This window comes from Streptomyces sp. NPDC059679 (genome assembly GCF_042734105.1).
Lineage (GTDB): Bacteria > Actinomycetota > Actinomycetes > Streptomycetales > Streptomycetaceae > Streptomyces.
In genome coordinates, this window is record NZ_JBHWES010000065.1 from 10,688 (window position 1) to 33,091 (window position 22,404).

Consider the following 22,404-nt stretch of genomic DNA (forward strand, 5'->3'; position numbering starts at 1 on the left):
CGTCTTCCGGTCGGTTTCCGGCAGAGCCGATCAATCCCCTCCTGCGTCCGAGCCTGTGGGCAGATGATGGACGAAGCCTCACGAGGCGAAGGGGGACGGGCTCATGCACGAGAAGGACGTCGCGGCGCTACGCGACAGGGCCGAACGGGCCGCGACCGAGGCCCTGGCCTGCACCGCGTCGAACCGCCTCCCCGATGCACCAGCAGACTCCGCACCACCCGACCCCGCACCACCCGACCCCGCACGAGCCGACCGCGTACGGTCCGAACTGGACGCACTCGAAGCGGAGCTGGCCGCCGCCGTCCCGGACACCGACCCCCTGCTGTGCACCGTACGGGCCCGACTCGGCGGCCTGTACGCCGATCGCTACCAGCGCGCCCCCACGGACGAGGACCGGGCCCGGGGGCTGCGGCTGCTGCGCGCGGCCCGCGCCACCGGGGCGCTCGGCCCACGGGACCAGACCTTCGCCACCCTCGACCAGACGCAGCTGATGCTGACGCCCGCCATGGTGACCGGGTGGGACGGCACGCTGTCCCAGTTCATGGAGTCCTTGAAGCTGGGCCGCCGGATACCGGCGGGTGACCCGGAACTCACCGGCGACCTCGCGGAGCTGGCCGGACTGCTGACCGAACTGTCGTCGGCGCTGCCCGAGAAGGTCGGCGAGCCCATGTCGTGGATCGCCGAGACCCTTGAGCGGTCCCAAGCCGTCGCGCACTCCGGGGACCTCGAGCAAGTGGCCGACATGGCCCACCAGATGTCGCGGCGGTTGCCGGACGGCCACTCCGAGCTGCTGCGGACGCTGGGCGACATGGCTGCCGAATTCGCCGCGGACGGAGCGGGCGAGGATGGTGGGACCGAGCCGCCGACGGACTTCACCGAAGAAGAGGCCGCTCTCACGTTCGCCCAATTGGCCCTTGTGATGGAGCTCCAAGTCCCCGGCACCATCCGGCCGGAAGACCTGGGCAGCCTGGTCGACGCGGTGAGCCAGGGCCCGGACGGCGAAGAGGCGGAGACCGCGATGCGGGCCGCGCTGAGCAGCATGGCCCACGGTGTACGCACGGGCGACGCCGACCGGCTGGCCCAGGCGGCGGAGCTGATCAACGGGGTGGTGGGCGACGGGGGATCCGGCCGGGTGGGCTGGATGGCCGACCTCATCTCCCCCGGTCTGCTGGCCGCGGCCACCACACTGGGCGGCAACCTCAAGGACCGCGACCAGGCGCGCGCCCAACTCGACCAGCTCTTCGACCCCGCCTCCCCGGTATTCGACTCGGCACACGCCACCGGACCAGGCGCGGCGGGGCTGCGGATCTGCAACCAGTGCATGCATCTGCATATGCGTACGAACCAGGCCCTGGACGAGCAGGACGGCGAAAAGCTCGAGGACCTGCTCGGCGAACTGCTCGACCTGCTGGAGGAGACCGACGACCGCGGCGAATGGCGGTTCCTGGTGCTCTTCCTGCTCGGCCAGGTCCAGCTGAGCCTGGCCATGCTGGACGGCGGGGTCACCGCCCTGCGCACCGCCGTCGCCTATCTCGAGGAGGCGACGCGGGACCCGAAGGTCCCGGCCTTCGCCCGGCCCATGATGGACGCGGCCTGGGCCCCCGCGCTGACCCTGTTCTCCCTGGTCGAACCCGACCCCGTGCGGGTCAGGGAAGCCGTGGCCAGGGCCCGGCGGGCCCTGGAGGGCCCGGCGTCGACGGCCGACTGGCACGTCCGTATCCGGCAGGCCCTCGTCTACGCGCTGCTGGCCGTCCACAGGTCGACCGGTGATCGTTCCGTCCTGGACGAGGCCATCGGCGAGCTGGAACAGGCCCGCCGCGACCTCACCGACCGCACCGGCCCGGAGATCGGCCAGAAGGTGCTGTGGGACCTGGCCGAGGCGTACCACCTGCGCGGCGACCAGGAGCGCGACGACCGCGCCGCCGCCGTCACCACCGCACAGGAGTCGCTGCGGATGCTCGCCGAGGATGTGTTGTTGCAGCTCGGCGCGGAACATGGTCTTGAGGTGGCGAGGGCGGGGGCCAGCCGCGGCTTGCTCGCCGCTCAGTGGGCAGCTGTGGACGGGCGGGTCGCCGAGGCGGTGGAGGCGCTGGAGAACGGGCGGGGGCTGGTGCTGCGCGCGGCGGCGGCCGCGGCGGGGGTTCCCGAGCAGTTGGCCGCGCGGGGCGAGGCGGAGCTGGCCGAGCAGTGGCGGAACGCCGTACGGGACCTCCCGCCCCAGGCCGCGCCGGCGTCCGGGGGTGTCGGCACCGGCACCCCGGAAGACGTCCGGACCGCGCTCGCCCGCATCATGCCGGCCACCGAGCCCGCCCCCGGCCTCACCATCCCCAGCACCCTCCGCCGCCGCGCCCTGGACGCGCTCCGTCGGCCCGACGGCGGCGGGGCGGAGGGGTTGCGCGGACTGCTCGGCGCCCCTGGGGTCACGGAGCTGCGGGAGGGCCTGCGGGCCGCCGGGTCCGACGCCCTCGTCTACCTGGTGCCCGGGCAGGACACGGCCGACGGTGTGGCCGTGCTGGTACCGCGTACGGGCCGGCCGACGGCGCTGGAGCTGCCGAACCTCGGCGCGCCCGGGCGGGAGCCGTTGGAGCGCTATCTGGATGCGGGCGCTCGGCGTTCGGCGGTGCCTGAGGGCGACTTGGACGCGTACGACGAGGCTCAACGGCAGTGGGAAGCCGCGCTGGAGGGGCTGTGCGACTGGGCGGGCGAGGCCGTGCTCGGTCCGGTGCTGGACGCACTGGGGGTCCGTACGGCGGAGGGGCCGGATGAGCAGGCCCCTGTCCGGCTCGTACTCGTGCCGTGCGGCAATCTCGGTGCGGTTCCCTGGCACGCGGCGCGACTCCCCGCGCCATCGGCGTACAGGTATGTGTGCGAGGGCGTGGTCGTGTCGTATGCCGCGTCGGGTGGGGAGTTTCTGCGGGCGGTGCGGCGTGGTCGCGTGGCGGTCGGTGAGCGTGCGGTGTTGGTGGACGATCCCAGTGGGGATTTGATGTGGGCGCAGGACGAGGTGGCGGCTCTGCGGGCCGCGTACTATCCCGATGCTCTGTTGTACGGGTGGCACGAGACCGTGCCCGAAGGGGCGGGCACGCCCGAGGATGTGTTGTCCCACCTTCCCGGCAGTCCAACGCCCGCCTCGTTGCTGCATCTTGTGGTGCATGGTCTGGCCGGGCTGCGGCCCACCGACTCGGCTCTCCATCTCGCCGAGGGGCGGCTGACGGTCAACCGCATCCTCGACGTACCGGTCGTGTCCGCTGAGGAACGAACCGCGGTCGGGCCGTTGGTCGTGCTCAGTGCCTGTGAGACGGACCTCAGCAGTCGTGATCACGACGAGGCGCTGACCCCGACCACGGCGCTGTTGGCGCGTGGGGCCACGGATGTGGTGGGTTCGCGGTGGAAGGTGTCGGACAGTGCGTCCGCCGCGTTGATGGTGGTCTTCCACCACCATCTGACCGTGATGGGGCTGGCGCCGCCGGATGCGTTGCGTGCCGCGCAGCTGTGGATGCTCAACATCGACCGCCGTCCCGTGCCCGGGCTGACGGACGAGTTACTGGCGGAGACCGTGGGCAATGTGCGGGGGCTGGCCCGGGTGGTGTCCTGGGCCGGGTTCATTCACCAGGGCAATCCGGCGGCCCAGGCCGCCGTGGCGGGAGGACGGGCATGACCACCAACGATCTGATGGAACTGCTGCGCCGGTATCTGCCGGAGATCCGCGCCTCGCTCACCGCCGCGCAGTTCGCCCGCTTCCAGGACAGCGTGCGACGGCTCGCGGAGGTCGGGGACGACGGGCGGGCGATGCGCCTCGCGCTGCGCGAGGTGCGGCTGTGTCTGCTGCCCCTGCCGCGCGAGAACGAACTGCGCAGGCGGCTCGACCAGTTCCGGTCGGCGGGCGCCGCGCCTGCGGCGGTCCTGCCGGACGCGGCGCAACTGGACGAGCTGATAAGGCTGCTGGAGTCGGTGGACTGGCCGACGCTCGACCCCGCGAGCGCCGAGATCGCCCGGGGGGTCAGACGGCGGCTGCTGACCGCTCCCGCGCGCGGGCCGGAAGAGCTCACGGGCACCGCCGCCGAGGACCCGGCCAGGGCCGGGCTCATCCGGCTGACCGACCCCGAGCTGGGGGACCGCTACCCGGACTTCCAGTTCGATCCGGATACCGGCGAGCCCCATCCGGTCGTGCAGCGGATCAACAGGCTGCTGCTGTCCGACCAGGACCCCTGGGGCGCGGCTGACTGGTGGCTCGCGGGCAACTCCTGGCTGCGTGACACGCCCGCCGCCCTGGTCGGACGGGTGCCGGACGCGCTGCTGACCGAGGCCGCCGCCGTGTTGGTGGGGGACGGGCGATGGTAGAGCAGGCTCCCTGCGAGGACGCGCGGATGAGCCCGACCCTGGTCGGTCTGGAGGCGGGCACCGAGCTGTGGCGGTGCCATGAAACGGCGTACTGCTGCACCGAGTTCAACCCGGTCACCGCGCACTCCCACTTCGGCGGCAGCCGCTTCGACGGCACGGCCGAGGACCCGTATCCGTATCTGTACGCGGCCCTGGAATCGGCCACCACCCTGGCCGAGGTGCTGCTGCGCGACATGGAGTTCACCTGGCCCGCCGGGATGCGCCAGGTGCCGTGGGCGAAGGCCGCGATCCGGTCGCTCTCCAAGCTGCGGGTGACCGAAGACCTCACGCTGGTGCGGCTGGTCAAGGAGGAGGACCTGGCCGGGGTGTTCCAGAACTCCTGGCTGCTGGAGACCGACGGGCCGGGCTATGCGCAGACCCGTGCCTGGGCGCGGGAGATCCGGCGCCAGGCGCCGGAGGCCCAGGGGCTGATATGGGAGTCGCGGCGGCACCGGGACCGCCGGGCGCTGGTGCTGTTCGGCGACCGCTGCGGGGCCGAGCCGCTGAAGGCGGTGCCGGACTACGCCCACAACCTGGGGACTTTCGAGGGGGCGAGCGTGGCCAACGAACTCCTGGCTCCGCTGCGGGCGGTCATCGTGCCGCCCGGCATGCGGATGTGAGCGCGCGGGGCGGCACGGGGGTTGCCGCCCCGCGCCGGGGTCAGCCGGGGCCCGGGTTTGGGCCGTACAGCCGTACGGTAATGCTGATCCGCAGGCCGAGCCGGAGTTGGTCTTCGTCGCGCAGGGGGGTGCGGACGCCCGGCATGAGCTTGGCGCCGTTGATGAACGTGCCGTTGTGGCTGCCCTCGGGCGGCTCCTCGGCCCAGGCGCGCCCGTCCGGCTCCACCGTGATCGACACATGGCGGCGGGAGACCTTCGGCCGGTCGGCGAAGACGGCGGCGGTTTCCGGTGCCCAGTCCGGGTGACGGCCCAGGGTGAGCGGTGCGCCGGGGCCGTGTCTGAGCTCCAGGCAGGGATCGGAGCAGATCAGCAGCACATGGGTGCGCGTGCTGCCGCAGGCGGTGCAGCGGGGGTCCCGAGGGGCGACCTGCTCACGGCAGTTCCAGCAGGGTTTCGACACCACGTCCCAGGTGTCATCGGGAGTGAAGGGGGGACCGGGGGGTGCGGCACATTCAAGGCCCACCCACTCGGTTGGCGGTTCAGGCTCCGGTTCCCGTGGGGCCTTCGTCCCCGTTACCCCTCCCGGCTCCTCTGCCTCATCGTCCTCGTCATCGGTAATGCGCACCCAGCCGTCCCCGCTCACCGGCCGCCACCCCGTACCACCCGCAGGTCCAGGGCCACCGTTCCGTCCCCGGCCGGTCGTACGCCGGTGACCGTGACCGCCGTGCCCGCCAGCTCCTTTTGGTCGAAGAGCGCGCGGGCCAGCGGGTTGATCAGATGGGTCTCCAGCAGCATGCCGATGCCACGGCCGCCGTTGTCGACGTCGGCCGTGCAGTGGGCGGAGAGCGCCTGATGCGCATCGTCGGACAGGCGCAGATGCACGCCCTGCTCCTCCCGCAGCACCCGCTGGATGTTGCCGACCTGCGAGTTGAAGATCTCGGCGGCCACCTTCGCGTCGATGTAGTCGAAGACCACCACATTGCCGCCGAGCCGGTTCATCAGCTCCGGGCGGCCGATCTCCTCGACAAAGTGTTCCTTGACGTTGGTCAGAATGATCTCTTCCAGCTGGTGGTACGGCATGCCCGGCTCGGCCACCCGCCCCTCGCGCCGGCCCTCACCCGTCCGTTTCCTGACCCCGAGGTTGGAGGTGAAGATCAGCACGCATTCGCTGAAGTACGTCGTAACCCCCTGCCCATCCGTGAGCCGCCCGTCCTCCAGCACCTGAAGGAACTTGTCGAGCACGCCCTTGTCGGCCTTGTCGATCTCGTCGAACAGCACGACCCGGAAAGGGTCGTTGCGCACCGCCGTGGTCAGCTCGCCGCCCGCCTCGTAGCCCACGTATCCCGGTGGCGCGCCGAGCAACCGGTCCACCGAGTGCGGGGCGGAGAACTCGCTCATGTCGAAGCGCAGACAGGCGTCCTCGGTGCCGAACAGCACCGTGGCCACCGACTTGGCCAGCTCCGTCTTTCCGGTGCCGGTCGGGCCCGCGAAGAAGAGGACGCCGCGCGGGCGGCTGCCGGGGTGGGAGGCCTGGGCGCCGGAGAGGCCGAGGGCGGCGCGTTTGAGGATGTCCAGGGTCTTGCCGACCGCCTTCTCCTGGCCCTTCACCCGCGAGCGGATGTACGACTCGCCCTTCCTGATCTGCTCGCGGACGTAATCGGCCTGCCAGGGGTTGTCCTTGACGCCGAGCTGGTAGATCCGTACGGCGTCGCGCATCTCGGCGAACGACAGTCCGCGGTCGAGAGCCATATGGGCGCTCTCCCGCATTGCGCGCAGCGTCAGCCCGGCGGTGGCCCGGGCGAAGGTGTCGACGTCGTGTTCGTCCGGCCGCCTTTCTTCGTCGAGTAGTCCTCCGCCGAGTAGTCCTCCGCCGAGTTGTTTCTTGTCGAGCCGTACCTGGCCGTCCGTGTCCTTGCTGCCCCCGGACTTGGCGATGTGCTCGGCCGCGAGCAGCTGGGCCATGCGCCGCCTACTGCCCAGGTCGGGCAGCGGGATGCCGATCGTACGGACCCGTTCGCTGCCGGCCACCAGCCAGGTGGGCAGGTCGCGTTCGCCGTCGGCGAGCCAGATCACGGGGTTGAACAGCCGCCGCCCGCTGTCCGGGTCCGGGATCGGCCGTGCGTCCTCCGCGAGTTTGAGGCAGTTGAGGAAGAAGTCCCGCTCCGGGTCGCTGAGGCGGGTGACATCGGTGGGGATACGGGCGGCGTAGTCGATCAGGAGCACCACGCGGTACGGGTGCTGCCGCTGGGGCGGCTCGGGGCGCGGACGGACCTCGGGTGTCTTCTTCGCCCGCTGCACCTGCTGCTTCCAACCGGTGACGATCGAGTGCAGGGTGCGTTCGGCCTCGGCCAGGTGTGTGGGGGTGTCGGCGCGCTGGGCGCGGGCGGCCCTGGGGGCGTCCCGGCCGTGCAGCAGTTCGCGCACCTCCTTGGCCACGGGATCGTCTTTGGGCGCGCGGCCGGTCACGACGGTGAAGCCGTCCGCGATGTCGAAGCGGATCAGCACCTCGTAGCCCTCCTCCCGCAGGGCGTTCCACAGCACCTCGGTGAGGGTGTGGTGGTCGTCGTACTGCCGCTCCGCGCCGCCCTCGTCGGGGTCTTTGTCGTGCCGGACGAGATGGATGTCCCGGATGCTGCCGTGCAGCACGTACTGGGAGTGCACGCTGAGGGTGCCGACCAGTTCCTCGGCGAAGGCCGGGAGGACGCGCTCCCGGCGGCCGGCCGCCGGGGACGCGGGTGGCTTTCCTGTCTCGGTCATGGTCATCGGCGCCGTTCCTGGTCGTCGCGGGTGCGGGCTTTGGGCGCGGGCCGGTCGATACGGGCCGGCTGGCTCTTCGTGGGCCTGGCCGACTCCTCGGGCGGCTGCCCGAGGTCGAACGTCAGGCTGAGCCCCGCCTGTTTGGTCAGCCGCCCCAACGCCTCCAGGTGCTGGGACGCCTCGGCGCAGCGCTTCCGGTCGAGGGCGCGGGCGGCGTCGGTCTCCTCGGCCGGGTCGCGTTTGCGGTGCATGGTGGCGACCCGGGCGGAGCCGTGTACGTCCACGCTGACGCGGAGCCAGTGGTCGTCGCCCCAGTCGGGCGGAGTCCAGTCGAGCACCCGGACCGTTCCGGACGTGGAGTGCGTGCACGTCTCGTGCTCCACGTGCTCGACCGCCGCGCGGATCACCTCCGCGGCGTACGCGCGCTCGTACGCGCCGACCCGTTCCTTGACCCGCTCCTTGACGCGGTCCTCGACCCGTTTGCGCTCGGCGTCCACCAGCGCGCCGCCCTTGTCCAGGATTCCCTCCAGGATCGCTATCTCCGCCGTGGCGTCCGGCAGCGGGCCGGGAATGCCGGGCGGGACGTCCCGGAGGAAGGCCAGCTGCTGGGCCGCCCACTCCTCGTGCTCCCGCCGCTGCTCGGCCTCGTGTGTCTTCTGCTTGGCGAAGTGGGCGGCCTGCCGCAGATGGAGCTTGGCGGTGGAGGGCCGCCGGGCGACGACCTCCGCCGCACTGGCGATCTGATCCTCCACCAGCCGGTAGTCCGCCGCGGATATGTGGTGCGGGAGGGTGGCCAGCAGCTCGGCGCCCCGCCGTACCACCTCGTCCTCGGTGAGCGCGCCCGCCGCCACGGTGGGCTGCGGCCGTACAGCGGCGGTCGGCGGTGCCTCGGCCCCGGTGGCGGCCTGCTCGTACTCCTCCAGCGCCCGCCGGCGCCGGTCGCGCAGCTTGGCGTGCCAGCCGTCGTCGGTGTCGGGATGGTCTACGGACACCGGGCCGGCGGCGGCCGCCATCGTCGCCCGTGCGTACGCGGCCTCGGCGCAGCGCAGTTGGCGGTCGGTCGCGGCCAGTCGGCGCCACATCTGCTCCAGGCTCGGACCGTTCAGGTCCAGCGGTGGCGGCAGGTCGGGCAGGTCGGGCGGGCCGTCGGGGCCGGTGGTCGGGCCTGTGCGCCGGAACCGGGCGTGCAGTGAGTCGATACGGGCGTTGAGCCGGGCCGCGGCGAAGGCGGCTTCCTTCCAGCACGCCGCGGCCTGGCAGGCGTCCAGCTGCCGCTGCTCCAGCTCGGCCTGGTTCGCGGCGGCGCGGATGACGGCCTTCGAGAGCAGCTGCGCGGTGGCCATGGCGGCGCGGCCGACGAGCAGGGCGCCGCCGAGCGCGCTCAGGCCGATCAGGGCGGGCACGACCATGTCGTGCAGCTGGTCCATGGCCGAGTCCATCGCGTGACTGGCGGCGGTGTGGACCGCGTCGCCCACATGGTCGCTGATACCTATGTCGAGGTTGCCTGCGATGTGCTGCGGCACCTCCGGAGGGGGCTGCGACAAGAACGTCGGGATCACGTCGTCGACGCCGGTGACGGCTACTCCTGAACTCATATGTGGTGTCCCGTCCGTGGCATGGTGGCCGCCGTCGTCCAGCGGCCGGGGTAGGCCCGATTGCCACGGCCGCGCAGCTCCGCGACGTAGCGCCGCCAGCCGCGCAGCCGGTGCCAGGTCCACCAGCCGAGGGCGGCCACGGTGGCCAGCGGCCACACCCAGGCGGCGTAGACCACGGTGAGCCACATCAGGCCGAGCGGCAGCAGGATCAGCAGGCCGCGGACCGGGAAGCGGGCGCCGGGGGTGTGTATGAAGCGGGCGGCGGGCAGCGCGCGGCGGATCAGCAGCCCGGCCAGGGAGCGGCGCGGGTGGTAGAAGGGGCTGCCGATGCGGTACGCCGCCCACAGCTCCAGCGCCGGAACGGTGGTGGCCGCCGGGAGGGCCAGCATCCAGGCCGTCAGTACGGTGCTCTGCGCGGCCCATCCCGCGAGGTCGGCCAGGCCGATCAGGAGAATCCAGGGGCAGACCACGGCCATGGCGCCGCCGAGGGCCCAGCCGAGCGTGGGCAGCATGTCCGCTCTGCGCACCCACAGCGTGGCCACGTCCAGGTCGCGCTCGGTGCGCAGGGCGGCGCGCTCGGCGCGCAGGGCGGCACGCTGTTCGTCGATCCGGCGCTGCGCCTCGGCCGACTCCTGCGTGGCGTATCCGGCCAGCCACTCGGCCAGCTGTAGCCGCACCAGGTCGTCCGGGTCGCGCAGCAGCCGGTCGTACCAGGCCACCGGCTGCTCCAGCGCGGCCTGGATGCGGGCGGTCCGGTCCCGGAGCTGCGGCCCCCGCGCCTCGGGGGCCGCGGCCTGCGACAGAAGCGCGGTGAGCCGGGTGCGGTCGAGCCGGGTGGCGGCGCGTACCTCGGCGCGCGCGGCGCGCAGCAGGGGCGACTCCGTGACCACCTGCTCGACGGTGTGCTCCCAGCGGGACCGGGCCGTCAGCCAGCGCTCGTGCACCTTGGCGAGCCCTTCACCGCCGGGCCGTTGCTCCAGCAGCGGCAGGATGGTGTGGTCCTGTAGGTCCTTGACGAGGGAGAGGGCGAACTCGTCGCCGCGCCCGGCCGTCCGCAGCAACCCGCCCAACCCTTCGGGGTCGAGTGGCCACCCGCGGTAGGAGGCGTCGAGGGTGGGGCCGAGCCAGGAGATCAGCCGGACCAGCGTGGCGGGCCTGGGCTCGGTTTCCAGGAGGGCGAGCAGCGCGGCCAGTTCGTCGGCGTCGAAGCCCGGCCTGTTCTCGAACTGGCGCAGCCAGCGGGTGAACTCCCCTCGGGGGCGCCGCCGGGCCAGGGTGTGCTGGGTCTGCCGCCAGTTGTCGCTGAACGCCTTGGCCAGCTGCTTCGGCCGGGTGTACTGCTCGCCGAGGAACGGATACGGCTCGATGCCCGGGTCCTCGGCCGGGTCCGACGCACCGGGGGCGGTGCCCTCCTCCCAGGGGGCGATCGGTGGCCTGCCGCCGACCAGCCACTGCGCCACCTCGTCGGTGCCCCAGCGGTGTTCGGGGTCGCGGGTGAGCAGGCCCATGCAGAGCAGCCGCAGCCGGGCGTCGGTGACCAGCGCGAGGTCCGGGGCGCGGGAGCTGATCTCCTCCCGTACGAAGTCGTTGTCGGTGAACGGGACGGGGTGCCGGCCGCCGGCCATCTCGGCCACGATCATCCCGAGCGACCACCAGTCGGCGGGCGGGTGGATGAGCTGGTTGCGCAGCGACGCCTGCGGTGACATGTAGAGCGCGGTGCCGACCCAGCGCTCGTTGCGGGTGTAGCGCTCGGCGGGCTCGTAGGCGGAGACGGCGAAGTCGACGAGGGTGAGGTCCGGGGCGTTCGGGGCGTCCGGGTCGAGGCTGCCGAGCACGACGTTGGCCGGGCTGAGGTCCCGGTGCACGATGTTCAGCTCGTGCAGCGTGGTGAGGGCTTCGTGCAGCTGCCCTACGACGCGCTGGATGAGCCCGGGGTCGACGGGGCCAGGGTTGTCCCTGAGGTATCTCGCCAGGTCGGTCTCGCCGTAGGACGGGACCAGGTCGTACGGATGGCCGTCCGCCCCGGTTTCGTCGGTCTCGGTGAACTGGGTGAGGTGGCGGCGCGGGCGGTCGCGCAGCAGCTCCCACACCGTGCGGTCCGGGCCGTGGCCGCGGTGGTACCACTTGAGGATGTGGGTGCCGCGGTCGTCCTCGACGCGGTAGACGGCCGCCTGGTACGGATGCTCGGGGCGGCGCAGCACGGCCCGCAGCCGGAACCGGTCGCGCAGCGAGAGCGGCAGCAGGGCGGTGTCCCCGCGCAGGTCGCGTCCCCCGTGCGCGACCTGCGCGGGCCCGGCCCCGGGGAGCTCGTCCTCGGTGAGCGCCCCGGCCGCCGCGGCGTTGGGCGAGGCGGTCGGTGGGGGTGGCGGAGGTGGTGGCTCTTCGTGTTCGGTGGGTGGGGGGCTGGCGCCGTATTCCTGGTATTCGTCGAGCGTGCGGTGTTCCTCTTGCTCTTCGTATTCCGTGGCGGGCGGGTCCTCGAGGGGCTGGGTCATGTAGGTCACCTCGTGTGTGGGCGGGCGCTGTCTTTGTGGATCAAGGAATTCACGGCCCCGGAAATCGGAAATGTGTTCCCGTGTGGCCGGGAATTACCGGGTACGGCAAAGGGCGACAACGATTTCCTCTTCCGGCGGCCCTCGCTAGCCTGGTGACCATGAGTCAGGAGACATGGCCGTCAGATCTGCCCACATACGATCAACTCCTGAATGAACTGAAAGACATCCGCAGACCGGGCCTGGCCGACCTGCGCAGAACCGATCGGCCGGCGCTGCGCGCGGCGGCCGTGGCGGGTGGCTTCTGCGACGGCCCCGACGACGCCCCGGCCGGTATCGAGGCCCTGCTCAAGGACGCCGTCCGGCGGCTCGGCGAGAACGGTGTGCTCGGCCGCGCCGCGGCCCATACCTTCGGGCTGCTCCCCGACCGCCGCGGCGACCCCGCCTCCGACCGCCGCAAGCTGGCCGCCGCGGTGTACGGGGTCAGCACGGAGGGGTTCCGCAAGCGGCAGGAACGGGAGGTGATGGAGCAGCTGGCCGAGGCCGTGCTGACCGTACTGCGGGAACGGCTGGTGTTCTCCGGAGCACAGCCGCCGGGCGGGTTGGGTGAGTTGATGGCCGGACCGGGCGTAACGGATGGACCGGGCGGCCGGGCGGGTCAGGGGCCTCCGCTGAGGGTCGACGGCGTGCCGGTGGTGGACGCGCGTAGCACCTTCACCGTGCATGTGTCGCCCATCGAACTGCTGCGGGACATCGAGGTGCTGGTCTCCTCGGAGAATGTCTACCTGGAGATGTCGAAGACCTTCCGCCCCACCGTCTCCGGCGCGCTGCGCCTCGCCGCCGCCGTACGCGACCCCGCCGGGGAGATCGTCGACGACGTACTCGCACGCGAACTCGCGGCGTGGCTGCGCGCCCACGGCCGGCCCGGCCTGCCGGTCCGGCCGGGCACCGTGGTGCCCACCTCGTCGGGGGCGCTCGCCGCGCGCGGCGTCCGGCGGATCTACCACGCCGCGGTGGCCACGCCGGAGGAGGACACGTACCACGTACGCCCGGAGAGCATCGCCCGCGCGGTCAGCGCCTGCTTCGCCCTCGCCCGGGCGGAGCGCGACCGCTACCAGCCGGCCCTGTCGTCCATCTGCTTCCCACTGCTGGGCGCAGGCCGCGGCGGTCTGCCACCGGCGGTCAGCGCGACCTGGCTGCGCTGGGCGATCCGCGACGAACTCGCCCGGGACGCGCGCTGGCGGGTACATCTGGTAGTCAGGAGCCGGGAGATAGCCGAGGCCGTGGGGGCGCTGTAGCCGCCACGCCGGACGCGCGGGTTTCGGCCGTGGCGTGGCCGGTCGGGTGGATTCCGGCCGTGGGGTGGCCGGTCGTGCGGACTCCGATCGTGCTGACGTCGGTCGCAGCGACTCCGGCCGTGCCAACTCCCGCTGCCGCCAGACCGACCGTGCTGACTCCGGCCGTGCGGACGCCCACCCCCGCCACCACTCAAGGCCGCCAGCTGGGCCCCGTGAGGCGGATTCCCACCCGCCGCAGCCGGCGCTCCAGCGCCGCCAGTTCGCCGCGTCGCGGCACTCCGTAGAGCCGCACATCGCCCTCCCCCTCGACCACTTGCAGACGGGATCCGCTCGCCGTCCGGGCCAGATGCGCCTGGTAGCGCGCCCGCCCCAGTGCCGTACGCGGCAGCATGCGCTGGTTGGCCGAGCCGCGCCAGACCAGTTCGGTGGGCTCGGCCACCCGGAAGCGTCCGGTCACCACGACGTCGGCGTGGTGGACGGCGGCGGAGCGCGCCGGGTCGCGCTCCACTTCTTCCTCCTCGTATCCCGTGTAGAGGAGGAAATCGACCTCGCGGCCGGACGCCGCGCCGCCAGGCGCCACCGCCTCCGCGCGCACCGCCGCCGCCCCGGCCAGCAGGGCGGCCAGCCCAGCCGGTTGGTCGAGCGGTTCGCCGCCGCTGACGGTCAGCCCGTCGGCCCCATCCGCCAGCGCCGCGCGCCACAGGTCGAGCAGGGACGCGACCGTACGGGAGGGGCCGCCCCGCGGGTCCCAGGTGTGCCGGGACATGCACCCGGCGCAGGCCAGCCCGCACCCCTGTAGCCAGATGCCCAGCCGCCGCCCGGGGCCCAGGGTCTCGACCGGGTAGTGCGTCTGACTGACCCGGAGCAGCTCCGGAACCGGCACCGGCTCCCGGCCCATGGGGGCGTTTTCCACCGGCCCGCCTCCTTTCCCGTCCGGCTCGGCCAAAACCGTGCCCAATTCCATGATCGATATTCCATGATCGCCGTGATCGATGACATGAAGTCCTCGGAACCACTCCAGTATGACCCGGCGTCAGGCGACTAAGGGGGCGTTCTCCGGGCAGCTTCCGGGCGTTTTCGGGAGTGGCACGGTCGGAGGGCATTCCCGGGTATGAGCTGACCGCTACGGTCTGAACAGGTATTCGGCTCGATTGCCGTGCCGCTTCGGGAAGGGAAGCGGAATGCCGCTCCCGTGATGCGGATGCGGCCATCCGGAGCCGAATTCCGCGCCGAGGGAAATCGGGGGAGAGAAATCCATGATCAGATCCGACAGCGTCAACGGCGTGGTGCGGCGAGGACACCTCGGCCGTATCGCGCGCTTCAGGGCCAAGTGGCGAGGGAAGCGCGACGGCGAGCGGGGCGTGCCGCGCATCCCCGTCCGGTATTTCGAGGGGCGGCAGAGCGCACCGCCGGAGCTGTTCGAGCCTCCGGACCCGGACGAACTGCCGCTCCCCGCGTACGTCATGGAGGTACGGACCACCGCCCGCCGGGCCATGGAGCAGATGCGCTCCTCGATGATCGGGCAGGAACACGCCCTCATCAGCAAGTTGCGCGCCGAGTCGGTGCGCGTGGTCACCCAGTACGACGTCCGCGAGGACCCCAGGCCCGCCGCGCTCGCGCGGTACGGCCAGTGGGTGGGCCAGTGGCGTACGACCGTCGACCGCTGCCGCTCCCATGCGCAGGCCGTCGCCGACCAGGCCAACCAGCAACTCGCCTGCTACTGGGACGCGGTGCGCGCCACTCACCCCCAGTTCATCCGCCTCGCCGGGCGCCCGCCCGGCGACTGGCTGCCCGGCCGGGTGGAGCTGGACCCGTCCTGGCACCGGCCGGACGTCTGGCTGCTGGCCGACGACGAGGACGCCCGGACGGCCACGTCCCGGGCGCTCCAGATACTCGAGCGGCAGAACACCCACAACACCCACCGCGTCGGCGGGAGGAGTACGCGATGACCGTCACCAGCCCAACCCCCGAACCCAAACTCCCGCGCCGCCGACAGAGCCCGGCCCCCCGCCGAGCCCCCCGCCGCGCGCTGACCGCCGCCCTGGTGCTGACCATCGCGGCGACCGCCGCCACCGCCTGCGACGCGGTGTCCAACGAGCCGAAGCGCTACTCGCAGGCCTGCGGTGTGGTGGTCGACGGCTCGGGTTCGGCCGCCGCCAACAAGACCGGCTTCGACGCGAAGGCCAAGCTCAACGCGGTGCTGAACACCTTTCTGTCGGACAACAAGTGCCGCAAGACGTCCTTCGCCCCGATCACCAAGGTCTCCCAGGCGTCCAAGTGCCAGGTCAGCCCGCTCGACCTGGACCCGGACACCTCGAAGACGGCCGACCGCGACCGGACCCGTAAAGCCATGCGGGCGGTCGCCCTCTCCAGCGCGCGGAAACTGCTGGAGTGCGCGCAGAACGAGGAGCCGGGCTCCGATGTGCTGGGCGGCCTGTCGCGTATCGCGCTGACCAAGCCGTCCGGCGGCGACGACTCGTTCGATGTGCTGGTGGTGAGCGACTTCGACCAGGGCGACCCGGACTTCCGGCTGGGGCGGCAGGACCTGTCCACCGCCGCGAGCCGGGCGAAGACCATCGACGCCTTCCTCAAGTCCCACCACGAGCCGGAGCTGTCCGGCGCCGATATCTATCCGGTGGGTTACGGCATGAAGTACCACACCGACACCGCACGGTACGACCAGTTCAACTCCTTCTGGACGGAGCTCCTGGAGGGGAGGGTGAAGGCACATGTCCACACCACATACCGTTAGCGGCGACGACGAGGACGAGCCGCGGCGGCTGAGACTGCGCCGCCACAGGCCCGGCCCCGACGGCGGGCGCCGCCGGGGCCGTGTCGCCGCGCGCCACTTCCCGGACGGGGCCCTGCCGCAGCCGGAGCCCGTCGAGTCGGATCTCATCCGCGCCGGTGACAGCACCTGGCTGCGTGACCGGGCCCGTAAGCACGGCGCGGCGGCCGGGGCCGGGCAGGTCTACGACCCCTGGGTGCTGGCGAGCCCCGACCGGATCCCGTACTTCGCCGAACTGGCCAGCCTGCGCGACGGTGTCAAGCACCGGCTCACCGAGGAGTCGGCGCGGGCCGAGGAGGACGGCGCGCTGGAGGCCGGCCGGGTGCGGGCGGCGGCCACCGCCGCGGGTGAGCGGCTGGAGCGGGCGAACCGGCGGCGCACCGTCCTGGAGCGGCAGCAGATGGTCACCACCGCGCAGCTGGACCGGCTGGCGCGGCGGGCCGACCGGTGGCAGACCTTCCGCGACACCGTGCGGGGCAGCTTCGAACGGCGCTGGCTGCGCAACCGTATGCCCCCCGACTGGTCCGACGGCACCGACGCCACCAGTGACGGGAACGGACCCCAGGGCCCCGCCGCCGACCGCCGAGCCGCCGCCCAGTACCGCGACGACGAGCCGGAGGGCGGCCGGAGCCACGCCCGCTGGCAGGCCATATCGGAGCGCGACCCGGCGGCGGAGGAGGCCGACGGGTTCGACCGCGACCGGGCCCTGTCCAACAGGGCGGCCTGGGAGGGCGCGGCGGCCCGCCCCGGTATGCCCCGCTGGATCAAGATCGGGGTGCTGGGGCTGCTGATCGCGGTCGAGTTCCCCGTCTACTACACCGTGTTCGAGAATCTGCACGGCGTCGGGGCCTTCGCCAACCTGCTCTCCGTCAGCCTCACCGTGGCCGTCGCCGTGGCGATGATCCTCGCCCCGCACATCGGCGGCCGGATCCTGCGGCGCCGGTCCGTCACCGGCGCGGTCCGGCTGTCGGCCGTGCCCGCCCTCGCGCTGATCGGCGTATGGGCGTACGGGGCCTGGGCGCTGGGCGATCTGCGGGCCAAGGTGGCGTTCCAGGAAGAGCCCCCGCTGGAACTGCCGGCCGATGTGCCCCAGGACGTCAGGGACAGCATCGGCAACCAGCCGAGCCTCATCGAGTCCCTGAATCTGGACCCGCACAGCGTCTCCTTGATGTTCGTCGCGCTGCTGCTGCTCTCCGGAGGCATCGCCTTCCTGCTCGGGCTCGGCGAGGAACACCCGTATCTCGCGGCGTACCGCACCACCGCCGAGCAGCTGCGGGAGCTGGAGGAGCAGACCGAGGCGGACACCGCCGGTCGGGAGCGCGCCAGGGAGGCCATGGAAACCCTGGAAGCCCGCGCTGGAGCCCGCCGGACGGCCCATGAGGCGCGGCTGTACGCCGTCGACGCCCTGTACGAGGCCGCGGCCCACGCCTATCTGGACGGCCTCGCGGGGAAGTGCGCGGACTCGGCGGTCACCGAGGCCGCCAAGCGGCTGTCGCAGCAGTGGCCGCTGCTGCCGCGCTGAGGGGGTTGATGACCGATGGAACCGGCGGGCGAGGAGCAGTACATCCTCATCACGCAGTGCCTGCAGAACGACTTCTTCCTCAATCTGGACTGTCAGCTGTCGCTGCCGGAGGGCGCGGTGTCCAAGCTGCTGCTGGACAGCGAGGGCGGTGAGGCCCTTCGTACGGAGGGCCACCGCCGGGTGCTGCCCGAGGCGGAGCTGCGCCACTCGCCCCTCGCCCGCTTCCTCGACGCCACGGTGGGCTCGCGTATGCGGGGCCACGGCGACGGGGTGCTCCACCTGATCAACGTCCGGGACTGGCATGTCCCGGGGGAGGCGTACGACCTCGAACGCAGGCAGTACGGCGCGCACTGCGAAGCGGACACCTGGGGAGCGGCGTACGTCGACGGCCTCACCGACCTGCTGGCCCCGGAACCGCCGCCCGACTGCCGCCCCGAGGACGACTGGGGCGGCAGACTGCGCGTCCACCACGTGCGCTCCAACACCCTCTACGACTTCCAGGACACCCCTGCCACCCGCGAACCGTCCCCGCTGGCCGCGCTGCTGGACGAGCTCCTGGCCGACGGCAGGCACGAGACGACCCACGTCGTCGTCATCGGCGTGCTCACCGACATCAAGATCCAGCTCCTGCTGACCGGCATCCGCTCCCGCTACGACGTCCGGCAACTCGTCGTCTCCGACGCCCTCGCCGCCAGCCGCACCCTGGAACGCCACCTCACCGCCCTGGACTTCTGCCAGCGCGTGCTGCGCACCGAGGTGATGACCGGGCTCGCGGAACTGGCCCGCTTCCTCGGTTCCCGCCCGGACGACGACCGGCGGCTCACCCGGGGCGGGGGCGGGGACGCGGAGTTCGCCGGCTACTCCTCGTACATCCAGGACAAGCAGGGCATCCTCTCGTACGAGGACGCCCGGCTGCGCGACTACCGCATCCAGACCTCCGAACGCCTCAGACAGGCCCAGCGCACCGTCGGCTTCGCAGCTAAGTTCCTGCTGGGCCTCGGCACCTGTCTGCTGCTGACCGCCCTGCTGCTGTCCCTCCTGGGCGTCTTCTTCCCCGGCCGGGTCGGCTGGCAGAGCCCCGCCGTCCTCGGCGCCCTGGGCGCCGGCCAGATCGTCACGCTCTTCTTCACCCGGCCGGTCAGATCCGTCCAGGACGCCCTGGCGGAGGAGACGATCTACCGCATGGTCCTGGAGAGCCGCAGCCTGAAGGTCGCCCTCGCCCGCTACCACGTCACCACCGCGAACGCGCTGCGCAGACACGAGGACTTCGGCTCGCAGTCCGATGCGCTGGAGCGGCAGCTGCAGGTCCTGGAGAAGATCGACGCGGCGGACTTCGAACGCCTCAAGGGCCTCGGCGTGACCCCGCGCGGCGACCAGCCGGGCGGCCCCGCCGGCCCGGGAATCCGGGGCCGGGTCGCCCGTCGCGGCGGCGCGCGCTCAGCGCGGTGACGCTCGCCGCCCCGTTCACTTGCCGGCTTCGGGGCCGTACCACTGGAGTGCTTGGCCCGTCACCGTTGCGATGCATTCGAAGTCCCGGTCGCGGTGCAGCAGAGTCAGCCCTTGCAGTTCCGCCGTAGCGGCGACGACCAGGTCCACGGCTCCGGCGCTACGGTGCTGTCCACGCTTGGTCAGCGCTTCCTGGACCTGCCACGCGCGATCGTAGGCGCGGTCGTCGACGGGCACCCAGCCGAACAGCAGCCGCAGATCATCGATGGCCCGCGTGCGATCTGCCGTGGAGCGCGCGCTGTAGAGGAATTCGAGCTCGGTGATGGGACAGGTGGCAATGAGTCCGGCCGCGGCGGCCCGGTCCCAGCCGTACTGCTCCGCGTCGCCGCGCAAGAAGCGAGCCAGCGCGCTGGTGTCGATCAGGAATTGTGCCGCGTTCACCGCCGATAGTTCCTCTTGTCCTCGAAGATCTCCAGATCGAGGGCTCCGTCCTCGGCCGCGGCGCGCAAGCGGGTGAGAGCCAGCGCGCGTCGCCGGTTCTCCAGCACCTCACGCAGGGCGGTGTTCACCGTCTCCTTCTTGGATCTGGTGCCGAGGGCCTTTGCGACGTCGGCGACCAGGTCATCATCGAGGTCAATCACAGTCCGAGTCATGTCCACCCTCCAAGATATCAAGTTACGCATCAAGTATATCTCCGTATGTGGGGCATGTGGCCATGCGGGCCGCCAGGCGCCGGGTGGGGATATCCCGTGCGCCGGTGGCACGGTGCCCTGGGGCCTGGTGGTGCCGCTACGGGGTGAAGCGAATGGTGACGTTCGCCCAGCCGTCCGGGCTCACGTAGTGCCATGTGCTGGTTTCGTCTGCGGACAGCATCGCTTCGGAGTAGAGGGCTCCGACGAGAAGCCTCCAGGGCGTGCTTCTCTTGGCGGTTCCCCCACGGGAAAGATCTCGTCGCGACTTGTCGGCGGCCTTGAGTACGGCCGTGCGGATATCGAAATACCGTGCATGGTCGACTGCTCCCGTGGTGACCCCGGATGCGCTGATGAACGTCCATTCGGCGTGCCAGGGCCTGTCTGTCATGGTTGATCACCGATCTGGCGAAGTGCTCCTGGCGACTTTGCGGTGAGTATGAGACACCGACACGCCGTGACGTCGGCGTGTCGCCGTCCCATACTCACCGCAAACCGTGGTGCTGGTGGCCGGTGGCGGTCTATGCGGGGGCGATGCCTCGTTGGCGCTGGGCGTGCAGCCGGGCGAGGGCCCGCAGTTGCCGCCGCTCGTACGCGGTAGCGGGGCGCACCGAGACGCTGTGCGACCGCCACGCGAGGCCGGTGGGGCGAGTGAGGCACACCATCGGCCCGTCGAAGTCGGCGATGGTCCCGGGCATCTCGTAACGCCGGTCGTAGACCACCATGCCGATCGCGAGACTGGGCAGGACCTTGGTCCAGTCCTCGCCCTTCACTGCTCGCCCCTGAGTCACTTGGACCCCCGCCCCAGATGCTGAGTGATCTGCTCGCTCAGCGCGGCGGATTGCCGCCGCAGTTCCTCAAGGGTCGGGCGGTCGTCGCTGCCATGTTGCCCCTGCTGCTGCCCGCTCTGTCCGTCGTCCTGTGCCTGCGGCGACGGGGGCGTGGTCGGGGTACCCATCTACGCCGCCACCTTCACGCCGTGGATCAGGCGCGGCCTGACATCGATCCCGTGCACGGCCAGCCACAGCGCCCGCCGACGCTGCCGCCGCAGTCGACGCTCCGCGCGCTCCAGTTGCTCGTGGGCGACGACGTAGGGCCGGATCATGGCGGCCCCGTGGCCATCCGGCGACCCGGAAACCGGGCGGAACTCGACGGCGGAGGCATTCACGCACTCCGCCGCCACGGGCCGGGCGAGTGTGTCGGGTACCCGCGCTGCGCGCATCGTCGGCGCCTGCCGGTGCTGCACGGCGGGACGGCCGTCGGCCGCGCGGTGACGGCCTGACGGCGGTAACACCAGCCGTAGCAGTGCTTCGAAGATCCACGCGATAACGTAGACCATGCTCATCAACCTCCCAGGGGTTGTGGGCCGCTGCCCCCGGGCCGGTCGCACGGTCGCGGGGGTCTTCTGACCCTCGCATCGTGCCCATACGCAGTGGCCGGAACTATCAGACGTCGCTGATAGCCCCGGCCACTGGTTGATTCTGTGTCACGCCGTGCCCAACCATGAGCCGTAGTTGCTGAAGGTGTCCGGCATCCTGCGCTTCGCTGCCTCCAGCCCTGCGTATGTCTCCCGCACTGTGGGGTGGTACCGCGTCTGCTGTGGTGCGAGCTTGCGTGCCTTCAACAAGCTCTTGAACGCTGCGTCCGTGCGACCCGTCCACATCTGCGCTCGAGCGACCTCGGCGTGGTGGTGCGCGAGCCGGGACGGGGGCCACCCGTCCGGGATAGCGACCTCTTGCTCATAGTGGACAGCCTCGGCGTACAGGTCGAGCTCGGCCAGCACGCTGACTCGGTGTACACCTACGTTGGCCGGTCCAAAAGACAGCCAGTGGACCTTCTCGGCGGGGCCCGTCCCCTCCGCAATTCGCTCTGCCGCACTGAGGTGTCCCTCTGCGGCGACCTTGTCCTTGCTACGCCCCGCCAGCACGGCGGCCCCGAGGTGGAGTTGTCCCATGACGACGTCGGCCGCGCGCCCCGGCTCGGCCTGCTCCAAGGTGGCCATCGCCAACCCGACAAGCCGCTTGCCCGTCCGGTAGTCGCCTGCCCGGAGATCGGCGAGCGCCCGCATGTACTGACGCATCCCGCCCAGCACCGGGTCGGAGGCTCGCTGCGCTGCCCAGTCCATTCGGTCCAGCGCCACCGTGGACAGGTCGGGAAACCCTAGCTTCGTCGTCACGTCGTACGCGGTCCGGTATGTGCTCGCCAACAAGCGCCAGTTGGAGTCGACTGGGTTGGTGTGCGCCGTCGTCGTCGCCTCATGGATCAGGCCGGGAAGGTCGGCGGCGACCTGCTTGATGTTCGTCGCGCGGACCATGGCGCACAGCTTCTCCGCGTGCGCCTCCAATTCCTCTACCGGGCGCGGGGTCACGTCCGGGTCGGGGCCGAGGTCGTAGAGGTTCAGGGCCTCACGGATGGGGTTGATCAGGCCGTCCAGCTGGTCCTGTCGCAGCTCTTCAAGGTAAGGCTGACCGGTCAGTTCGGTAACCGGAACGGAAAGGGCACGAGCGAGCGCGCCGATCACGGATGGACTCGCGGGCAAGACACCCTGTTCCACTTTGGTCAGAGTGCTGTAGGAGACGTGCGAGAGGTCGGCCAACTCGCGTTGTGTCAATCGGCGGACTTTGCGCGCGTGCGCAATGCGTGCACCCGTGTGCTCGTCAATGTTCGGGGGCATACTGGTCTCCGTTCTGCATCGACACCAGAACGGTACCCCTGGTCAGACTCAGGGGAACGGTGATCGGCTCCCGTCACCCGGCGGGGGCCGTCGCCGACCTGTCGATATTCGTCTACGGCGGGATCGCCATCCGCACGCTGCCG

Annotated in this window: 20 protein-coding genes; 8 read left to right on the top strand and 12 right to left on the bottom strand. The window is 71.5% G+C overall.

Going from position 1 to position 22,404, the window contains the following annotated elements; genetic code table 11:
- Nucleotides 1-103: 103 nt before the first annotated feature.
- From ACFV2X_RS43620 to ACFV2X_RS43630, 3 genes are read left to right on the top strand one after another with little or no spacing between them, the layout of a single operon-like run.
- Nucleotides 104-3,658 carry a CHAT domain-containing protein gene (locus tag ACFV2X_RS43620; RefSeq protein ID WP_385627109.1) on the top strand — a complete coding sequence of 1,185 codons (3,555 nt, stop codon included), beginning with the start codon at nucleotides 104-106 and terminating at the stop codon, nucleotides 3,656-3,658.
- Nucleotides 3,655-4,341, top strand: coding sequence for a hypothetical protein (locus tag ACFV2X_RS43625; protein ID WP_385627110.1), 687 nt, complete (start codon nucleotides 3,655-3,657; stop codon nucleotides 4,339-4,341). Before ACFV2X_RS43620 ends, ACFV2X_RS43625 begins: the two co-directional genes overlap by 4 nt.
- Nucleotides 4,342-4,367: 26 nt before the next feature.
- Nucleotides 4,368-5,000, top strand: a complete 633-nt coding sequence (locus ACFV2X_RS43630) for an RES family NAD+ phosphorylase (protein ID WP_385627111.1) — start codon at nucleotides 4,368-4,370, stop codon at nucleotides 4,998-5,000.
- 40 nt (nucleotides 5,001-5,040) lie between these two features.
- Here ACFV2X_RS43630 and ACFV2X_RS43635 read toward each other — a convergent pair whose 3' ends face one another.
- The 4 genes from ACFV2X_RS43635 to ACFV2X_RS43650 form a co-directional block, all read right to left on the bottom strand.
- Nucleotides 5,041-5,463: an FHA domain-containing protein gene (locus ACFV2X_RS43635; RefSeq protein ID WP_385627113.1), complete on the bottom strand. Its 423-nt coding sequence runs from the start codon at nucleotides 5,461-5,463 to the stop codon at nucleotides 5,041-5,043.
- A 176-nt stretch (nucleotides 5,464-5,639) separates the two neighbouring features.
- Entirely contained in the window at nucleotides 5,640-7,763 is a 2,124-nt protein-coding gene (locus tag ACFV2X_RS43640) for an AAA family ATPase (RefSeq protein ID WP_385627115.1), read from the bottom strand.
- Nucleotides 7,760-9,352: a hypothetical protein gene (locus ACFV2X_RS43645; protein ID WP_385627117.1), complete on the bottom strand. Its 1,593-nt coding sequence runs from the start codon at nucleotides 9,350-9,352 to the stop codon at nucleotides 7,760-7,762. Before ACFV2X_RS43645 ends, ACFV2X_RS43640 begins: the two co-directional genes overlap by 4 nt.
- Nucleotides 9,349-11,847, bottom strand: coding sequence for a protein kinase (locus ACFV2X_RS43650; protein ID WP_385627119.1), 2,499 nt, complete (start codon nucleotides 11,845-11,847; stop codon nucleotides 9,349-9,351). The genes ACFV2X_RS43645 and ACFV2X_RS43650 overlap by 4 nt, the downstream gene beginning before the upstream one ends.
- 158 nt (nucleotides 11,848-12,005) lie before the next feature.
- On the opposite strand from ACFV2X_RS43650, the gene ACFV2X_RS43655 reads away from it, so the two are divergent.
- The gene (locus ACFV2X_RS43655; protein ID WP_385627120.1) at nucleotides 12,006-13,142 is read left to right on the top strand and encodes a macro domain-containing protein; all 1,137 of its coding nucleotides are present in this window, start codon (nucleotides 12,006-12,008) and stop codon (nucleotides 13,140-13,142) included.
- 190 nt (nucleotides 13,143-13,332) lie between these two features.
- Here the strand turns inward: ACFV2X_RS43655 and ACFV2X_RS43660 are convergent, their stop codons facing one another.
- Complete coding sequence (locus ACFV2X_RS43660; protein ID WP_385627122.1) at nucleotides 13,333-14,055, bottom strand: 4Fe-4S cluster-binding domain-containing protein; 723 nt, start codon at nucleotides 14,053-14,055, stop codon at nucleotides 13,333-13,335.
- A gap of 343 nt (nucleotides 14,056-14,398) precedes the next feature.
- Between ACFV2X_RS43660 and ACFV2X_RS43665 the strand changes: the two genes are divergently transcribed.
- Genes ACFV2X_RS43665 through ACFV2X_RS43680 form a run of 4 tightly spaced genes read left to right on the top strand, consistent with a single transcriptional unit; the run spans nucleotide 14,399 to nucleotide 18,901 of the window.
- On the top strand, nucleotides 14,399-15,091 hold the full coding sequence (locus ACFV2X_RS43665) for a hypothetical protein (RefSeq protein WP_385627124.1): 693 nt from the start codon (nucleotides 14,399-14,401) through the stop codon (nucleotides 15,089-15,091).
- Nucleotides 15,088-15,894 (top strand): hypothetical protein, encoded by an 807-nt coding sequence (locus tag ACFV2X_RS43670; protein WP_385627126.1) that lies wholly within the window; start codon nucleotides 15,088-15,090, stop codon nucleotides 15,892-15,894. The genes ACFV2X_RS43665 and ACFV2X_RS43670 overlap by 4 nt, the downstream gene beginning before the upstream one ends.
- A complete protein-coding gene (locus ACFV2X_RS43675) occupies nucleotides 15,872-17,452 on the top strand; it encodes a hypothetical protein (RefSeq protein WP_385627128.1) in 1,581 nt (526 codons plus the stop codon). Before ACFV2X_RS43670 ends, ACFV2X_RS43675 begins: the two co-directional genes overlap by 23 nt.
- A gap of 15 nt (nucleotides 17,453-17,467) precedes the next feature.
- Nucleotides 17,468-18,901: a hypothetical protein gene (locus ACFV2X_RS43680; protein ID WP_385627130.1), complete on the top strand. Its 1,434-nt coding sequence runs from the start codon at nucleotides 17,468-17,470 to the stop codon at nucleotides 18,899-18,901.
- Between the two features lie 15 nt (nucleotides 18,902-18,916).
- Here the strand turns inward: ACFV2X_RS43680 and ACFV2X_RS43685 are convergent, their stop codons facing one another.
- The 7 genes from ACFV2X_RS43685 to ACFV2X_RS43715 form a co-directional block, all read right to left on the bottom strand.
- On the bottom strand, nucleotides 18,917-19,339 hold the full coding sequence (locus ACFV2X_RS43685) for a PIN domain nuclease (protein ID WP_385627132.1): 423 nt from the start codon (nucleotides 19,337-19,339) through the stop codon (nucleotides 18,917-18,919).
- Complete coding sequence (locus tag ACFV2X_RS43690; RefSeq protein WP_385627134.1) at nucleotides 19,336-19,551, bottom strand: type II toxin-antitoxin system VapB family antitoxin; 216 nt, start codon at nucleotides 19,549-19,551, stop codon at nucleotides 19,336-19,338. Before ACFV2X_RS43690 ends, ACFV2X_RS43685 begins: the two co-directional genes overlap by 4 nt.
- Before the next feature lie 136 nt (nucleotides 19,552-19,687).
- Entirely contained in the window at nucleotides 19,688-19,978 is a 291-nt protein-coding gene (locus ACFV2X_RS43695) for a hypothetical protein (RefSeq protein ID WP_385627136.1), read from the bottom strand.
- Nucleotides 19,979-20,108: 130 nt separating this feature from the next.
- Nucleotides 20,109-20,360 (bottom strand): hypothetical protein, encoded by a 252-nt coding sequence (locus tag ACFV2X_RS43700; RefSeq protein WP_385627137.1) that lies wholly within the window; start codon nucleotides 20,358-20,360, stop codon nucleotides 20,109-20,111.
- A 14-nt stretch (nucleotides 20,361-20,374) separates the two neighbouring features.
- Nucleotides 20,375-20,545: a hypothetical protein gene (locus ACFV2X_RS43705; RefSeq protein WP_385627138.1), complete on the bottom strand. Its 171-nt coding sequence runs from the start codon at nucleotides 20,543-20,545 to the stop codon at nucleotides 20,375-20,377.
- On the bottom strand, nucleotides 20,546-20,926 hold the full coding sequence (locus tag ACFV2X_RS43710; protein WP_385627140.1) for a hypothetical protein: 381 nt from the start codon (nucleotides 20,924-20,926) through the stop codon (nucleotides 20,546-20,548).
- Nucleotides 20,927-21,073: 147 nt separating this feature from the next.
- Nucleotides 21,074-22,261: a helix-turn-helix domain-containing protein gene (locus ACFV2X_RS43715; RefSeq protein WP_385627141.1), complete on the bottom strand. Its 1,188-nt coding sequence runs from the start codon at nucleotides 22,259-22,261 to the stop codon at nucleotides 21,074-21,076.
- Nucleotides 22,262-22,404: the final 143 nt, after the last annotated feature.

What these genes read in the sequence shown, in the direction of transcription:
- ACFV2X_RS43695 (WP_385627136.1), bottom strand. Translation starts at nt 19,978, where the DNA reads ATGACAGACAGGCCCTGGCACGCCGAATGGACGTTCATCAGCGCATCC.
- ACFV2X_RS43650 (WP_385627119.1), bottom strand. Translation starts at nt 11,847, where the DNA reads ATGACCCAGCCCCTCGAGGACCCGCCCGCCACGGAATACGAAGAGCAA.
- ACFV2X_RS43620 (WP_385627109.1), top strand. Translation starts at nt 104, where the DNA reads ATGCACGAGAAGGACGTCGCGGCGCTACGCGACAGGGCCGAACGGGCC.
- ACFV2X_RS43680 (WP_385627130.1), top strand. Translation starts at nt 17,468, where the DNA reads ATGGAACCGGCGGGCGAGGAGCAGTACATCCTCATCACGCAGTGCCTG.
- ACFV2X_RS43715 (WP_385627141.1), bottom strand. Translation starts at nt 22,261, where the DNA reads ATGCCCCCGAACATTGACGAGCACACGGGTGCACGCATTGCGCACGCG.
- ACFV2X_RS43690 (WP_385627134.1), bottom strand. Translation starts at nt 19,551, where the DNA reads ATGACTCGGACTGTGATTGACCTCGATGATGACCTGGTCGCCGACGTC.
- ACFV2X_RS43705 (WP_385627138.1), bottom strand. Translation starts at nt 20,545, where the DNA reads ATGGGTACCCCGACCACGCCCCCGTCGCCGCAGGCACAGGACGACGGA.
- ACFV2X_RS43640 (WP_385627115.1), bottom strand. Translation starts at nt 7,763, where the DNA reads ATGACCATGACCGAGACAGGAAAGCCACCCGCGTCCCCGGCGGCCGGC.
- ACFV2X_RS43655 (WP_385627120.1), top strand. Translation starts at nt 12,006, where the DNA reads ATGAGTCAGGAGACATGGCCGTCAGATCTGCCCACATACGATCAACTC.
- ACFV2X_RS43625 (WP_385627110.1), top strand. Translation starts at nt 3,655, where the DNA reads ATGACCACCAACGATCTGATGGAACTGCTGCGCCGGTATCTGCCGGAG.
- ACFV2X_RS43710 (WP_385627140.1), bottom strand. Translation starts at nt 20,926, where the DNA reads ATGGTCTACGTTATCGCGTGGATCTTCGAAGCACTGCTACGGCTGGTG.
- ACFV2X_RS43630 (WP_385627111.1), top strand. Translation starts at nt 4,368, where the DNA reads ATGAGCCCGACCCTGGTCGGTCTGGAGGCGGGCACCGAGCTGTGGCGG.
- ACFV2X_RS43675 (WP_385627128.1), top strand. Translation starts at nt 15,872, where the DNA reads ATGTCCACACCACATACCGTTAGCGGCGACGACGAGGACGAGCCGCGG.
- ACFV2X_RS43645 (WP_385627117.1), bottom strand. Translation starts at nt 9,352, where the DNA reads ATGAGTTCAGGAGTAGCCGTCACCGGCGTCGACGACGTGATCCCGACG.
- ACFV2X_RS43670 (WP_385627126.1), top strand. Translation starts at nt 15,088, where the DNA reads ATGACCGTCACCAGCCCAACCCCCGAACCCAAACTCCCGCGCCGCCGA.
- ACFV2X_RS43665 (WP_385627124.1), top strand. Translation starts at nt 14,399, where the DNA reads ATGATCAGATCCGACAGCGTCAACGGCGTGGTGCGGCGAGGACACCTC.